Below are 13,980 nucleotides of genomic sequence, written 5' to 3' on the forward strand. Positions count from 1 at the left end.
CCCCAAGGGGGCGGTCATCCTCTTTGGGACGGCCCGGCGGAGGACGACATGAGCAACCCGCTCCTGACCATCCGCAATCTCGCGGTGAATTTCAACGGCCTGCCCGCCGTCGACCGGATCAACCTGTCGATCGCGCCGGGCGAGGTGGTGGGCGTCGTCGGCGAATCGGGCTCGGGCAAGAGCGTGACGATGATGGCGCTGATGGGCCTGATCGACGCGCCCGGCAAGGTGACGGCCGACGAGGTCACGTTCAACGGCGTGGATCTCTTGAAGGCGTCGCCGAAGGCGCGCCGCAAGATCGTCGGCAAGGACATCGCGATGGTGTTCCAGGACGCGCTGACGAGCCTGAACCCGAGCTACACGGTCGGCTACCAGATCAAGGAGGTGCTGAAGCTGCACGAAGGGCTGCGCGGCGACGCTCTGCACCGGCGCGCGCTCGAGCTGCTCGACCAGGTCGGCATTCCCGATGCGAAGAACCGGATCGCGGCGTTCCCGCACCAGATGTCGGGCGGCATGAACCAGCGCGTGATGATCGCGATGGCGGTCGCGTGCAATCCGAAGCTGCTGATCGCCGACGAGCCGACCACCGCGCTCGACGTGACGATCCAGGCGCAGATCATGGATCTGCTCGTCAAGCTGCAGAAGGAGCGCGGGATGGCGCTGGTGCTGATCTCGCACGATCTGGCCGTGGTGTCGGAGGTCGCGCAGCGCGTGGCGGTGATGTACGCGGGCGAGATCATCGAGACCAACCGCGTGCCGGACATCTTTCGCGCGCCGCATCACCCGTACACCGAAGCGCTGCTCGCGGCGATTCCCGAGCACAATCAGGGGGCGCGTCGCCTTGCCGCATTGCCCGGCATGGTGCCGGGCCGCGATGATCGCCCGTCCGGATGCCTGTTCGCGCCGCGCTGCAAGTACGTCGTCGACGATTGCCGCAAGGCGCGCCCGGCGCTCGATCCGCTCGTGGCCGGCAACGATGCGATGCGCGCGCGCTGCATCAAGCCGCTCAATGTTTCCAGCTTCGACCTGACGGGAGGCGCACGATGAATGCTGTCAACGAAACGCGCCGCGCGTCGCCCGACGGGCAGGCCGTGCTGGTTGCCGACCAGCTCGCGAAGCACTACACGGTCAGGCGCGGGATGTTCGGGCAGGGCACCGTGAAGGCGCTGAACGGCGTGTCGTTCACGCTCGAGCGCGGCAAGACGCTCGCGGTGGTCGGCGAGTCGGGCTGCGGAAAATCGACGCTCGCGCGCCAGCTCACGATGATCGAGACGCCCACCTCGGGCAGCCTGATGATCGACGGCAACGACGTGGCCGGCGCCGGCCGCCACACCGTCGCCGACCTGCGCCGCCGCGTGCAGATGGTGTTCCAGAACCCGTTCGCGTCGCTGAATCCGCGCAAGACCGTCGAGCAGACGCTCGCCGAGCCGCTCGAGATCAACGCAAACCTGTCGGCGGCCGAACGCGCGGCGCGCATCGCGCAGATGATGCGCACCGTCGGCCTGCGCCCCGAGCACGCGAAGCGCTATCCGCACATGTTCTCGGGCGGCCAGCGCCAGCGCGTCGCGATCGCGCGCGCGATGATCCTCGAGCCGCGCATCGTCGTCGCCGACGAGCCGGTGTCCGCGCTCGACGTATCGATCCAGGCGCAGATCCTGAACCTGTTCATGGATCTGCAGGAGCAGTTCAACACGAGCTACGTGTTCATCTCGCACAACCTGTCGGTGGTCGAGCACGTCGCGGACGACGTGATGGTGATGTACTTCGGCAGCGTCGCCGAACTCGGCGACAAGGCGACGATCTACGCGCGGCCGCGCCATCCGTACACGCGTGCGCTGATGTCGGCGACGCCGGCGATCTTCGAGGAAGACCGCCGCGTGCAGATCAAGCTGCAGGGCGAACTGCCGTCGCCGCTCAATCCGCCGTCGGGCTGCGCGTTTCACCAGCGCTGCCCGTACGCGGTCGAGCGCTGCCGTGTCGAGGAACCGCAGCTGCGCGACGTCGACGGACGTCGCGTGGCCTGCCATCGCGCCGAGGAGGTGGGGGAGGCGAATGCCTGACGGGTTGGCGGCGCGCGCGCCTCGCGTGCGCCGGTCGGGAGCCGGCCGCGCGCGCATGCTGCGCGCGTGCCGCAACGCAAGACGCTGGAGCGTGCGCACGGTCACGGGCGCGGCGCTGGCCGGCGCCTGCGTGGCCGCGAGCGTGCTGGTGCCGGCCGCGGCCGCGCGCGCGCAGGAGCGCATGCCGAGCAGTTCGCCGATTCATCGGGCGCAGGCGCCGTCGCCGGGCATGACGCTGCCGGGCTTCCACGCGCCGTCCGTGTCGAACGGCACGGTCGCGCGCGGTACGGTGCGCGTGCAGCCGGCCCGCATGCCGTTCTACGTCGCGACGCGCGGCAAGGTCACGCTGTACGTGCTCGGCACGCTGCATACGGGCGACCCGTCCGACTACCCGAGCGCGCAGCCGTTCCGGCCCACCATCCTCGCGGCGCTCGCCGCCTCGCCGACGCTCGCGCTCGAGCTGTCGCCGGACGATCTGCTGGAATCGCAGGACGACGTGTCGAAGTACGGCGTCTGCCGCTACCCGTGCCTGCAGCGCCTGCTTCCCGAGCCGTTGTGGCAGCAGCTCGCCGCGCGGCTGCGCGGTAACCCGGCCGCGCTCGCCGAAATCCGCCGGATGCGGCCGTGGCTCGCCGCGCTGGTGGTCGAGACGTACGACTCGTTGTCGGCCGGCCTGCAGACCGAGTACGGCACCGAGGCGCAGCTGCAGAACGTATTTCTGAAGAAGAAGGGCGGCCGCGTGATCGGCCTGGAGACGCTCGCCGAGCAGATGCGCGCGTTCACCGGCCTCACGCTCGCCGAGCAGCGCGAGATGCTCGCGCAGGACATGGTGCAGACGCCCGCGCAGAACGCCGCCGACATCGGCGCGCTGCACCGGCTGTGGCGTATTGGCGACGCCGACGCGATCTCCGCATGGGCGGTCGCGAAGAGCGAGCGGCTCGCACGGTCGAAGGCGCTGTCGGCGTCGATCGACAACAAGATCCTGTACGAGCGCAACCGGCGCTTCGTTGCACGGATGACGGCAATCGCGGCGCCGAACCGGCCGGTGTTCGTCGCGATCGGCGCGCTGCACCTGGGTGGCCAGCGCGGCGTGCTCGAATTGTTGCGCCAGCAAGGGTACCGGGTCGACGCGAACTGAGCGCGCCCGACGCCGCTCGCCGATCCTCCGCCATTCGATCGGCCGCGCGCTTGCGTGTCGATGCGCGTAAGCGGCCGCGCGAGCCGATAAGGAAAACCCTCGAACCGTCTGGAAATAGCGTTTAAAGCCATTGACATCCGGTTCTGCCAATCTCTATTCTTCACCCCACAAGTTGAAAAAATGCAAAGAATAGAAAAGTTCTACGGGGTAGCAGAAAACAAAGCGCGGGGTTGGCGTAGCCGGCACGTAATCAGCGTGCCGGCCGCGGAGTGTCTGCATGCACGGCGGGGCCAAACATCGTCGTACAGCACATGCATGCGGCAGACTTAGCGGTATAAGCGACGTTCCGTCGTCCGACCGGGGGAAGCAGCAATCGGGCGGCGGCGGACGTTTTTTCATCCGGAGCAGCGTTCCGGTCACCGTCGCAAGACGGTTTCGGGAGGCGAATCGACAGACGGCGAAGCCGCGGCGATTGCGCCAACAGTGAAGCGCCACGAGGGCGCTTTTTTCTTTGGTGCGGCCGATCGGATGCGGCACGCGATGCGTGCGCGTGAGCGTGCCGCGTTACGCGTCTTCGCCGGCCTGCAGCGCGCCGGGCGCGATCACGTCGATGCCGGCCGTCTCGAGCGCCGCGCGAATCCGCTTCGCGAAGGCGAGCGCATGCGGGCCGTCGCCGTGCAGGCAGACGGTCTGCGCATTGAGCGGCACCCACTCGCCCGTCACCGCGCGCACCTGCCGCTCGCGCACCATGTCGAGCGTGCGCGCGAGCACCGCATCTTCGTCGTCGATCAGCGCGCCGGGCTGGCTGCGCGGAACCAGCGTGCCGTCCGCGCGGTAGCCGCGATCGGCGAACACCTCTTCGATCGCGACGAGGCCCGCATGCCGCGCGGCCGCGACGAACACGCTGTTGGCGAGCCCGAACACCGACAGCGACGGATCGAAATCGTGGATGGCCGACACGACCGCGTCCGCGATCGTCGGATCGCGCGCGGCCTGGTTGTACAGCGCGCCGTGCGGCTTGACGTGCGCGATGCGGCCGCCTTCGGCCTGCGCGATCGCCGACAGCGCGCCCAGCTGGTACAGCACGCCGGCATAGATGTCGCCGGGCGGCAGCTGCATTTCCTTGCGGCCGAAATTCTCCGGATCGTGAAAGCTCGGATGCGCGCCGATCGACACGCCCTTCTGCACGGCCCAGCGCACGCAGTCGCGCATCGCATTGGCGCCGCCTGCATGCCAGCCGCATGCGATGTTCGCCGACGTGACGAGGTCGAGCAGCGCCTCGTCCGATCCGCATCCTTCGCCGAGATCGGCGTTCAGATCGATTTCCATGATGTTCCTCGCCCGCGGGCTGCGCGGGCCGTGTTGCGTACTGCTTGCGCCATTGTCACGCTGCGCGCGATTGCGCGCGGCGACGCGTCTCCTCGCGCATCTCGATCGCGACGTCGATCTGTCTCAGATATGCGCGTTCCGCGTTCAGCGCGGCGCGCGCGGCCTCGGGCGTCGTGCGCACGAAGCGGATCGGCAGGTTGAGCCGCGCCTGCGCGAGTTTCCACAGGTCGGCGCGAATCACCGTGCCGATCTTCGGGTAGCCGCCGGTGGTCTGCGCGTCGTGCATCAGCACGATCGGCTGGCCGTTCGGCGGCACCTGGATCGTGCCGGGCAGCACCGCGTGCGACAGCAGCTCGACCGGCCGCTCGCGCACGAGCTCGGCGCCGGCGAGCCGATAGCCCATCCGGTTGCTGTTGGCGGTGACGAGCCATTCCTCGTCCCAGAGCGCCTGCTGCGACTCGGCCGAGAACGACGCGTAATCGGGGCCCGGCAGCACGCGCACGGGCATCGCCCACGGTGCATGCGCGGGACGGTGGCGGCGCGGCGGTTCGTCGACGCGCACGAACGCGCACCACGCCGGCGCCTTCACGCCGAACTCGGGCGCATCGGACGCGAGGCAGCCGGCGCCGGCCGGCGGCACGCCGACCGGCAGCCGGTCCCCGTCGCGCAGCGCGCGGCCGCCGAGGCCGCCGAAGCGCGCCGCGAGATCGGTGCTGCGCGAGCCGAGCACCGGCAGCACGTCGATGCCGCCCGCGATGCACAGGTAGCCGCGCATCCCGCGTTTCGCGGCCGGCAGCACGAGCGTCTGTCCGGCGTCGACCGGCAGGCTCCACCACGAATACACCGGCTTGCCGTCGAGCGTCGCGCCGAATTCGGTGCCGGTGATCGCGATGCGCGTGGCGCGCGTGAAGCGGAACGCGGCCGGGCCGATCGTGATTTCGACGGCCGCCGCATCGGGACGGTTGCCGACCAGCCGGTTGCCGACTTCGAGCGCGAGGCCGTCGAGCGCGCCGCCTTGCGCGACGCCCAGATGGCGCATCCCGCGGCGGCCGAGATCCTGCACGGTGGACAGCGGGCCGGCGCGCACGACCTCGATCGTGCCGGGGGCGGTTTTCTGGGTCATGTCGCGTCGACTCCGGCAATGGTGAAGCGCACGCGGTCGCCGGGCAGCAGCAGCGTCGGCTGCGGCCGGGCCGGATCGAACAGCACCTGCGAAGTACGGCCGATCAACTGCCAGCCGCCCGGCGCCGTGGCCGGATAGATGCCGGTTTGCGCGCCGCCGATGCCGACCGAGCCGGCCGGCACCTCGAGCCGCGGCGCGGCGCGGCGCGGCGTGTGCAGCGCCGGGTCGAGGCCGCCGAGATACGCGAACCCCGGCTGGAATCCTACGAAGAACACGACGTATTCGCCGCCCGCGTGGCGCGCGACCACTTCGTCGGCCGACAGCCCGGTGTGCGCGGCGACGGCCGCCAGATCGGGGCCGGCGGCACCGCCGTACTCGACCGGGATCTCGACGTCGCGGCCCGGCACGGGCGCGACGTCGGCGCTGTCCCACGCGTCGCGCAGCGCCGGGGTGAGCGACTCGGCGGTTGAGGCGAGCGCGTCGAACACGATCGTCAGATTGTTCATGCCCGGCACGACGTCGATCACGTCGGGCCACGCGCGCGCGGCTTCGGCGACGGCCCACACGCGGCGCTGGCAATCGAGCGTGGCGGGCGCCGGCATCTCGCAGACGAGGGCGGCATCGCCGAGTGGATAAATGCGGGGTTGCGTCATCGGACTGGCACGGTTCGGACGGCAATGTTAGCGTACATTCTCAATAAAATATCGAGAATTTCCCAATAAGCGTTTTCGCCTAGCTCTTATACAGAGGCTTCTGTCGTACACTCGGCTCACCCTGACATCCTGCTTGCGCCGCCCTTCCATGAAGCGTTCTCCGACCAAGATCGTGTCATCCGAACACCTCGTTTCCGAGTCGAGCGTGGAGCTGTCGGAGCTCGAATACGGGCTCATCATGGCCGGCAACGCGTTCAACCGCTGGATGGTGCGCTGCATGTCGGCCGCCGGCGCGAAGGACATGACGGCCGTCGAGGTGTCGCTGCTGCATCACGTGAGCCACCGTGAGCGCAAGAAGAAGCTCGCCGACATCTGCTTCGTGCTCAATATCGAGGATACGCACGTCGCGACCTATGCGCTGAAAAAACTGATCGCGCGCGGCTATGTGAAAAGCGAGAAGAGCGGCAAGGAAGTGTTCTTCTTCGCGACCGATGCGGGCCGCGCGCTGTGCATGAAGTATCGCGAGGTGCGCGAGCACTGTCTGATCGAGACGCTGAAGGACAGCGGCCTCACCAACGAGCAGATCGGCGACGCCGCCCAACTGCTGCGCAACGCATCGGGCCTGTACGACACCGCCGCGCGCGCGGCCGCCTCGTTGTAAACGATTGCGGCTCGGACGCCGAGCGCGGCGACGCGCGGGATGCCGGCGCGGCGTCGCGCGTCGCGTCATCCGGCGTCCGGGTAGAGCGCGCGGTCGGTGACGATCCAGCCCATCGCCAGATCGTGCGCCTCGGCCGGCAGCGCGTCGACGCGGCACGCGTCGTACGCGATGCCGACCGTCACCGGCAGCGTGTCGCCCGGCCATGCCGCGAGCGTGCGGTCGTAATAGCCGCCGCCGTAGCCGAGCCGGTAGCGCTGCAGATCGAATCCCACACACGGAATCAGCAACAGGTCGGGCACGACCGCGATGCCCGACGCGGGCTCCGGAATCCGGTGATGCCCTTCGCGCATCGGCGTGTGCGCATCCCATGCATGGAACGCGAGCGGCGTGTGCTTCTCGCCGATCACCGGCAGCGCGGCGCGGCGGCCGGGGCCGGCGGCGGCCCACGCGAGCACGGCGTCGCGCGCGTCGAATTCGCCGGGCAGCGGCCAGTAGAAGCCGACCGTGCGCGGCGCGAGCTGTTCGAGCAAGCCGCGCAGCCGGGCCTCGAGCGCGGCGTTCGCGGCCGGCTGCGACGCGGCGTCGCGACGCGCGCCGGACAGCGTTCTGCGCAGTGCAACCTTCGGGTTCGGCACAGGGTTGCATGCTATGCTTTCGCTCACTTCGTGCTCCATTCAAAACGATGTCGAACAGCCTTTTCCGAGTATATCGCGCGGTCGCGCTCACGCTTTCGGCCGCCGCGCTCGTGGCGGGCACGAGCGCGTGCGCCGCACCGGGCGACGACACGCTCGCCGGGGACGATCAGATCTTCGTGCAGCTGCGCGAAGCCGCGCGCCGCAACGATGCCGCGAAGGCCGCGCAGCTCGCGTCGATGATCCCGAACTATCCGGTGCCGTCCTACGTCGAGTATTTCCAGATCAAACCGCAGCTGTTCGATTCGACCGGACGCGCGCGCGTCGATGCGCCGGACGCGCCGGTGCAGTCGTTCCTGCAGCGCTACGACGGCCAGGCGATCGCCGATCGCCTGCGCAACGACTACCTGCTCGTGCTCGGCGCGCGCCACGACTGGCGCGGCTTCGACGATCAGTACAAGCGCTTCGTGCTCGACGACGACACGCAGGTCAAATGCTATGCGCTCGAATCGCGCGCGGCGCGCGGCGAGAACGTCGCCGATGCCGCCCGCGCGCTGCTCGTCGAGCCGAAATACTACGGCGACGCCTGCGTCGACCTGATCACGGCGCTCACCGTCAACCAGCAGTTCACGAGCGACGACGTGTGGCAGCAGGCGCGGCTCGCTTTCGAGCAGAACTACACGACGCTCGGCGGCAAGATCGTCGACGCGCTCGGCCCGCGCCCGGCCGGTTTCGACCAGGCGACGAGCGCGCCGCCGCTGTACCTCGCGCGCGGCGTCGGCGCGGACGCCGCATCGCACCAGCTCGCGCTGATCGCGCTCGGCCGGATGGCGCGCAACGATCCCGATGCGGCCGCCGGAATGCTCACCTCGCTCGCCGGTTCGCTGACGAAGCAGGAGCAGGCGATCGCGTGGGGCGCGATCGGCTACCAGGCCGCCATCAAGCGCTCGGCGCTCGCGTCCGACTGGTATGCGAAGTCCGCCAACGCGCCGCTGTCGAACCCCGGCTACGAATGGCGCACGCGCGCCGCGCTGCTGGCCGGCAACTGGCCGATGGTGCGCTGGTCGATCGAGCAGATGCCGCCGTCGCTGCGCAGCGATCCCGCATGGATCTACTGGCACGCGCGCGCGCTGAAGCAAAGCGGCGACACGCTGCAGGCGAACCAGGAATTCGAGCAGGTGGCCGGCCAGTACAACTTCTACGGGCAGCTCGCCGGCGAGGAGCTGGGCCAGCGCACGTCGGTGCCGCCGCGCACGAAGGTGAGCGACGCCGAGATCGACGCGATGAGCAAGATTCCGGGCTTCGCGCTCGCGCAGCGCTTCTACGGCCTGAACCTGCGCCTCGAGGGCAACCGCGAATGGAACTGGCCGCTGCGCGGGATGACCGATCGCCAGCTGCTCGCCGCCGCCGCGTACGGCAAGCGCGTCGAGCTGCTCGACCGCACGGTGAATACGGCCGACCGCACGAAGGCCGAGCACGACTTCACGCTGCGCTATCCGTCGCCGTACCGCGACATCGTCGAGCGCTATGCGCAATCGACCGGGCTCGACGTCGAATGGGCGTACGGGCTGATCCGCCAGGAGTCGCGCTTCATCACGAACGCGCGTTCGTCGGTCGGCGCGGGCGGGCTGATGCAGCTGATGCCGGCCACCGCGCAGCTCGTCGCGAAGAAGCTCGGGATGGGCACGATCACGCGTGCGCAGATGCACGACATCGACACCAACATCCAGCTCGGCACCTGGTATCTGGCCGACATCTACAACAACTTCGACAGCTCGCCGGTGCTGGCGACCGCCGGCTACAACGCCGGGCCGGGACGGCCGCGCCAGTGGCGCCAGGTGCTGACGCGGCCGGTCGAAGGCGCGATCTTCGCCGAGACGATTCCGTTCAACGAGACGCGCGAGTACGTGAAGAACGTGCTGTCGAACACGGTCTACTACGCGGCGCTCTTCGAGGGCAAACCGCAGTCGTTGAAGAAGCGCCTGGGCACGATCTCGCCCTGATCCGCAACCTTCGTGCTGCACGCGCGCCGCGCGGCAGCGTGAAGGGGCCGTTCACGCGAATGGCCGGCTCGCGAACGCCCGGTGCACGCCGTTTCGTGCGCGCGCGTGCCACGCGCCACGCACGCCGTCATCGGCGTGAACCGTCCATCGGAGGACCGAACATGGAACGCCAGACCGTCGCGCTGCTGGGCGGCACCGGCTTCATCGGCAGCCGGCTCGTCAATGCGCTGATCGAAGCCGGCAAGCACGTGCGGGTCGCCACGCGGCGGCGCGAGCATGCGCGCCACCTGCAGATGCTGCCGATCGAGATCGTCGAGCTCGACGCGCTCGATGCGCGCACGTTGACCGGCTTCGTCGCCGGCGCGCATGCGGCCGTCAATCTGATCGGCGTGCTGCACGGCGGGCGCGGCTCGCCGTACGGGCCGGGCTTCGAGCGCGCGCACGTCGCCGTGCCGGCCGCGCTCGGCGCCGCGTGCGCGCAGGCCGGCGTGCGGCGCGTGCTGCACATGAGCGCACTCGGCGCCGATTCGAACGGCCCGAGCATGTACCAGCGCTCGAAGGGCGACGGCGAAGCCGCGCTGCGGGCGGCCGCGGCGGCCGGCCCGCTCGCGCTGACGATCTTCCGCCCGTCGGTCGTGTTCGGCCCCGGCGATGCGTTCCTCAATACGTTCGCGAACTTGCAGCGCACGCTGCCGGTGCTGCCGCTCGCGATGCCGGACGCGCGCTTCCAGCCGGTGTTCGTCGGCGACGTCGTGCGCGCATTCGTCAACACGCTCGATCTGGCGGCCGCGCACGGCAAGACCTACGAGCTCGGCGGCCCGACGGTGTACACGCTCGAGCAGCTGGTGCGCTATTGCGGCACGCTGGTCGGCCGGCACGCACGCATCGTGCGGCTGCCCGATGCGCTCGCGCAGCTGCAGGCGCGCGTGTTCGAATGTCTGCCGGGCGAGCCGGTCATCACGCGCGACAATCTCGCGTCGATGTCGCAGCCCAACGTGCTGTCCGGGCCGCTCGCGCCGGAACTCGGGCTCACGCCCGCGAGTCTCGAAAGCATCGCGCCCGCGTACCTCGGCGCCGCCGCGCAGCGCTCACGCTTCGACTGGTTCCGCGCGCGCCGCTAGGCGCCGCCGGCCGTCGCTTTCCGTCGTCCAACCTCGCGCTAATCGGAACACCGCCATGAAACTCGTCATTGGAGACAAGAACTACTCGTCGTGGTCGATGCGGCCCTGGCTGCTGCTCGCGCATTTCGGCATCCCGTTCGACGAGATCGCGATCGAACTGCGCCGCGACGACACGGCCGCGCGGATCCGCGAGTATTCGCCGACCGGCAAGGTGCCGTGCCTGATCGACGATCACGGCTTCGCGATCTGGGATTCGCTCGCGATCGCCGAGACGCTCGCCGAGCGCTATCCGCAGTTTCCGATGTGGCCGGCCGATCCGCTCGATCGCGCGCACGCGCGCTGCATTTCGGCGGAGATGCACGCCGGTTTCACCGCGTTGCGCACGGAAATGGTGATGAACGTGCGCGCGTCGGCGCCCGGCCGCGGCGCGACGCCCGACGCGCTCGCCGACGTCGCGCGCATCGACACGCTGTGGGGCGCCTGCCTGGCGGCGTCGGGCGGCCCGTTCCTGTTCGGCGAATTCGGGATTGCCGATGCGATGTATGCGCCCGTCGTGATGCGCTTCAACACCTATGCGCCGGAGCTGTCGCCGGAGGCGGCCGGGTATGCCGCGCGCGTGACGGCGCTGCCGGCGGTGCAGCGCTGGATCGAAGGCGCGCGGCGCGAAACCAACGTGATCGCCGAGTACGAATCGACGCCATGAACATTTACGCAGTAGGCGGAGCGATCCGCGACGCATTGCTCGGCGTGCCGGTGCAGGACCGCGACTACGTGGTGGTGGGCGCGACGCCCGAGCAGATGGCCGCGCAGGGCTTCCGGCCGGTCGGCAAGGATTTCCCGGTGTTCCTGCATCCGGACACGCAGGAGGAGTACGCGCTCGCGCGCACCGAGCGCAAGACGGCCGCGGGCTATCACGGCTTCCAGTTCTATTACGCGCCGGACGTGACGCTCGACGAGGACCTCGCGCGGCGCGACCTGACGATCAACGCGATGGCGCGCGAAGTGAGCCCGGACGGCACGCTGGTCGGGCCGGTGATCGACCCGTTCGACGGGCAGGCCGATCTGCGCGCGCGGGTGTTCCGGCACGTGAGCGACGCGTTCGTCGAGGATCCGGTGCGGATTCTGCGGATCGCGCGCTTCGCCGCGCGCTTCGCGGATTTCACGGTGGCCGACGAGACGCTCGCGCTGATGCGGCGCATGGTCGACGCGGGCGAGGCGGACGCGCTGGTGCCCGAGCGCGTATGGCAGGAAATCGCGCGCGGGCTGATGGAGGCGACGCCGTCGCGGATGTTCGACGTGCTGCGCGAATGCGGCGCGCTCGCGCGCGTGCTGCCCGAGGTCGATGCGCTGTGGGGCGTGCCGCAGCGCGCCGACTACCACCCGGAAGTCGACACGGGCGTGCACGTGATGATGGTCGTCGACTACGCGGCGAAGCAGGGCTATTCGCTGCCGGTGCGCTTCGCGGCGCTCACGCACGATCTCGGCAAGGCGACGACGCCGGCCGACGTGCTGCCGCGCCACGTCGGCCACGAAGGCCGCAGCGTCGAGCTGATCAAGCCGTTGTGCGAGCGGCTGCGGGTGCCGAACGAATGCCGCGACCTCGCGCTGGTGGTCGCGCGCGAGCACGGCAACCTGCATCGCGTGATGGAGATGGGCGCGGCCGCGCTGGTGCGGCTGTTCGAGCGCAGCGACGCGCTGCGCAAGCCGGCGCGCTTCGCCGAGATGCTGCAGGCGTGCGAATCGGATGCGCGCGGCCGCCTCGGGCTCGACACGCAGCCGTATCCGCAGGCCGAGCGGCTGCGCGTGGCGCTGGTCGCGGCGCGCAGCGTCGATGCCGGCGCGATCGCGCGCGGTATCGGCAACGATGCGATGCAGATCAAGGACGCCGTGCATCGCGCACGGATCGACGCGGTCAAGCAGGCGCTGGCGATCGCGGAATAGGCGAGGGGCGGGTGGTGGGGTGGGGGCCGGGTGGCTCGTCGCGGCGGGGGGGATCGCGGCCGGGTCGATTACGGCGCGGCCGGTTACGCCCGGATGAGCGCGGCGCGGCTTGTTGAGGCTCGGCCCGTCTGGGTCATGCGTGTGTTGGCCCGACGGATCACGACCCGGCGCATCCTGGCCCAACGAATTTCGACCCGTTGAATCCCAGCCCGCCCAATCCCGGCCCGGCCAATCGTGGCCCGGTTAATCGCGGCCCATCCAGTCACGGCCGGCTTGTCGCGTCTCGTCAATCCCAGCCCGGCCGATTCACTGCTTCGTCCGCGCGCGTGCCGCGGCAACCCGGCCCTTGCCCGCGGCCGCGCGTGGTTTCCCGCCGGCCGGCTGTGTCGTGCCACGCGCCGGTGTGCCAGCGGCTGAGGCGGCCGGCTCGTCCTCGGCCCGCACGCCATTCGACACCGATTCGCGCCGGCTCACGCGCGGCTCGCCGGGCGTCGCGCCGGCCTCGCGCGCGAGCAGCCTGATCTTCATGGCCGCCGAGCCCAATTCCGCACCGTCGTCGAACAGCGGCAGCGTGCCGACCGCGATCAGCTCGGCCGGCCCGTCGCCGACATTGGCGACGCGATGGCGCTTCCTCGCATCGAAATGCAGCGAATCGCCGGCCGACAGCGGGTAATCGCGCTTGCCGATCGTGTAGCACACGCGGCCGGCGAGCACGTACACGAACTCGTCGCCGCCGTGCGCGACCCACTCCGACCGGTAGCCCTCCATCATCCGCACCTTCAGCGCATTGATCTGGCTGCCGTCGAAGGTCGTCGACAGCCGCTCGTACCACTGCGACGCCGCGTCGAGCGCATAAGGCTCGCGGCGGCCCGCGTGCGAATCGGGCTTCGCCTGGCGCGGCTGGTCGATCAGCGTGCCGAGCGGCACCTTCAGCGCGTTCGCGACGTTGACCAGCGACGACAGCGAGATGCCGGTCAGATTGCGCTCGACCTGCGACAGGAAGCCGACCGACAGGTGCGCTTCGGTCGCGACTTCCAGCAGCGTCTTCTTCGCTTCCCGGCGCAGGCGCCGAATGCGCTGGCCGATACGCATGATGTCTGAATCCATGAATCTCTTTCGTGGCAACTCGTGGCAACGAACCGGAAAGCGCGCAACACGCGGCGCGGCGGCCGCGCCCCAGCATGCCGCGCATCGCCCGCGGCACGGCCGTCGGGCGGCGATGCCGGCGCATTGTACCCGCGGCATCGTGACGCCGCCCGTAGCCGTCGGTGGTCGCCGAGCGGGCCGCCGCGTCACGATCGGTAATTTTAGCCCTACGA

Annotated in this window: 13 protein-coding genes; 8 read left to right on the forward strand and 5 right to left on the reverse strand. The window is 69.8% G+C overall.

Annotation, left to right across the window (positions count from 1 at the left end; genetic code table 11):
* Nucleotides 1-48 precede the first annotated feature (48 nt).
* From AK36_RS14290 to AK36_RS14300, 3 genes are read left to right on the forward strand one after another with little or no spacing between them, the layout of a single operon-like run.
* On the forward strand, nucleotides 49-1,047 hold the full coding sequence (locus tag AK36_RS14290; protein ID WP_034192484.1) for an ABC transporter ATP-binding protein: 999 nt from the start codon (nucleotides 49-51) through the stop codon (nucleotides 1,045-1,047).
* Entirely contained in the window at nucleotides 1,044-2,060 is a 1,017-nt protein-coding gene (locus AK36_RS14295; RefSeq protein WP_011886279.1) for a peptide ABC transporter ATP-binding protein, read from the forward strand. The genes AK36_RS14290 and AK36_RS14295 overlap by 4 nt, the downstream gene beginning before the upstream one ends.
* Complete coding sequence (locus AK36_RS14300; protein WP_011886278.1) at nucleotides 2,053-3,198, forward strand: TraB/GumN family protein; 1,146 nt, start codon at nucleotides 2,053-2,055, stop codon at nucleotides 3,196-3,198. The genes AK36_RS14295 and AK36_RS14300 overlap by 8 nt, the downstream gene beginning before the upstream one ends.
* Nucleotides 3,199-3,762: 564 nt before the next feature.
* Here the strand turns inward: AK36_RS14300 and pxpA are convergent.
* From pxpA to pxpB, 3 genes are read right to left on the reverse strand one after another with little or no spacing between them, the layout of a single operon-like run.
* Entirely contained in the window at nucleotides 3,763-4,527 is a 765-nt protein-coding gene (gene pxpA, locus AK36_RS14305) for a 5-oxoprolinase subunit PxpA (protein WP_011886277.1), read from the reverse strand.
* A 55-nt stretch (nucleotides 4,528-4,582) separates the two neighbouring features.
* Nucleotides 4,583-5,650, reverse strand: a complete 1,068-nt coding sequence (locus tag AK36_RS14310; RefSeq protein WP_011886276.1) for a 5-oxoprolinase subunit C family protein — start codon at nucleotides 5,648-5,650, stop codon at nucleotides 4,583-4,585.
* Nucleotides 5,647-6,303, reverse strand: coding sequence for a 5-oxoprolinase subunit PxpB (pxpB, locus tag AK36_RS14315; RefSeq protein WP_011886275.1), 657 nt, complete (start codon nucleotides 6,301-6,303; stop codon nucleotides 5,647-5,649). The genes AK36_RS14310 and pxpB overlap by 4 nt, the downstream gene beginning before the upstream one ends.
* Before the next feature lie 148 nt (nucleotides 6,304-6,451).
* On the opposite strand from pxpB, the gene AK36_RS14320 reads away from it, so the two are divergent.
* Nucleotides 6,452-6,964: a winged helix DNA-binding protein gene (locus tag AK36_RS14320; protein ID WP_014723821.1), complete on the forward strand. Its 513-nt coding sequence runs from the start codon at nucleotides 6,452-6,454 to the stop codon at nucleotides 6,962-6,964.
* Nucleotides 6,965-7,029: 65 nt separating this feature from the next.
* Here the strand turns inward: AK36_RS14320 and AK36_RS14325 are convergent, their stop codons facing one another.
* Nucleotides 7,030-7,638 (reverse strand): 5-formyltetrahydrofolate cyclo-ligase, encoded by a 609-nt coding sequence (locus AK36_RS14325; RefSeq protein WP_045578702.1) that lies wholly within the window; start codon nucleotides 7,636-7,638, stop codon nucleotides 7,030-7,032.
* Between the two features lie 8 nt (nucleotides 7,639-7,646).
* Between AK36_RS14325 and AK36_RS14330 the strand changes: the two genes are divergently transcribed.
* The 4 genes from AK36_RS14330 (at nucleotide 7,647) to AK36_RS14345 (ending at nucleotide 12,661) form a co-directional block, all read left to right on the forward strand.
* On the forward strand, nucleotides 7,647-9,599 hold the full coding sequence (locus tag AK36_RS14330) for a lytic transglycosylase domain-containing protein (protein WP_011886272.1): 1,953 nt from the start codon (nucleotides 7,647-7,649) through the stop codon (nucleotides 9,597-9,599).
* Between the two features lie 161 nt (nucleotides 9,600-9,760).
* Nucleotides 9,761-10,720, forward strand: coding sequence for a complex I NDUFA9 subunit family protein (locus AK36_RS14335; RefSeq protein ID WP_034192488.1), 960 nt, complete (start codon nucleotides 9,761-9,763; stop codon nucleotides 10,718-10,720).
* 55 nt (nucleotides 10,721-10,775) lie between these two features.
* On the forward strand, nucleotides 10,776-11,423 hold the full coding sequence (locus tag AK36_RS14340) for a glutathione S-transferase family protein (protein ID WP_011886270.1): 648 nt from the start codon (nucleotides 10,776-10,778) through the stop codon (nucleotides 11,421-11,423).
* Complete coding sequence (locus AK36_RS14345; RefSeq protein WP_034192489.1) at nucleotides 11,420-12,661, forward strand: multifunctional CCA addition/repair protein; 1,242 nt, start codon at nucleotides 11,420-11,422, stop codon at nucleotides 12,659-12,661. The genes AK36_RS14340 and AK36_RS14345 overlap by 4 nt, the downstream gene beginning before the upstream one ends.
* A 306-nt stretch (nucleotides 12,662-12,967) precedes the next feature.
* Here the strand turns inward: AK36_RS14345 and AK36_RS14350 are convergent, their stop codons facing one another.
* Complete coding sequence (locus AK36_RS14350) at nucleotides 12,968-13,768, reverse strand: helix-turn-helix domain-containing protein (RefSeq protein ID WP_011886268.1); 801 nt, start codon at nucleotides 13,766-13,768, stop codon at nucleotides 12,968-12,970.
* Nucleotides 13,769-13,980: the final 212 nt, after the last annotated feature.

The organism is Burkholderia vietnamiensis LMG 10929 (genome assembly GCF_000959445.1).
Classification (GTDB): Bacteria; Pseudomonadota; Gammaproteobacteria; order Burkholderiales; family Burkholderiaceae; genus Burkholderia; species Burkholderia vietnamiensis.

Bases quoted from the DNA above. Each gene is read 5' to 3' on its own strand.
- AK36_RS14290 (WP_034192484.1), top strand. From the start codon at position 49: ATGAGCAACCCGCTCCTGACCATCCGCAATCTCGCGGTGAATTTCAAC.
- AK36_RS14295 (WP_011886279.1), top strand. From the start codon at position 1,044: ATGAATGCTGTCAACGAAACGCGCCGCGCGTCGCCCGACGGGCAGGCC.
- AK36_RS14300 (WP_011886278.1), top strand. From the start codon at position 2,053: ATGCCTGACGGGTTGGCGGCGCGCGCGCCTCGCGTGCGCCGGTCGGGA.
- pxpA (WP_011886277.1), bottom strand. From the start codon at position 4,527: ATGGAAATCGATCTGAACGCCGATCTCGGCGAAGGATGCGGATCGGAC.
- AK36_RS14310 (WP_011886276.1), bottom strand. From the start codon at position 5,650: ATGACCCAGAAAACCGCCCCCGGCACGATCGAGGTCGTGCGCGCCGGC.
- pxpB (WP_011886275.1), bottom strand. From the start codon at position 6,303: ATGACGCAACCCCGCATTTATCCACTCGGCGATGCCGCCCTCGTCTGC.
- AK36_RS14320 (WP_014723821.1), top strand. From the start codon at position 6,452: ATGAAGCGTTCTCCGACCAAGATCGTGTCATCCGAACACCTCGTTTCC.
- AK36_RS14325 (WP_045578702.1), bottom strand. From the start codon at position 7,638: ATGGAGCACGAAGTGAGCGAAAGCATAGCATGCAACCCTGTGCCGAAC.
- AK36_RS14330 (WP_011886272.1), top strand. From the start codon at position 7,647: ATGTCGAACAGCCTTTTCCGAGTATATCGCGCGGTCGCGCTCACGCTT.
- AK36_RS14335 (WP_034192488.1), top strand. From the start codon at position 9,761: ATGGAACGCCAGACCGTCGCGCTGCTGGGCGGCACCGGCTTCATCGGC.
- AK36_RS14340 (WP_011886270.1), top strand. From the start codon at position 10,776: ATGAAACTCGTCATTGGAGACAAGAACTACTCGTCGTGGTCGATGCGG.
- AK36_RS14345 (WP_034192489.1), top strand. From the start codon at position 11,420: ATGAACATTTACGCAGTAGGCGGAGCGATCCGCGACGCATTGCTCGGC.
- AK36_RS14350 (WP_011886268.1), bottom strand. From the start codon at position 13,768: ATGGATTCAGACATCATGCGTATCGGCCAGCGCATTCGGCGCCTGCGC.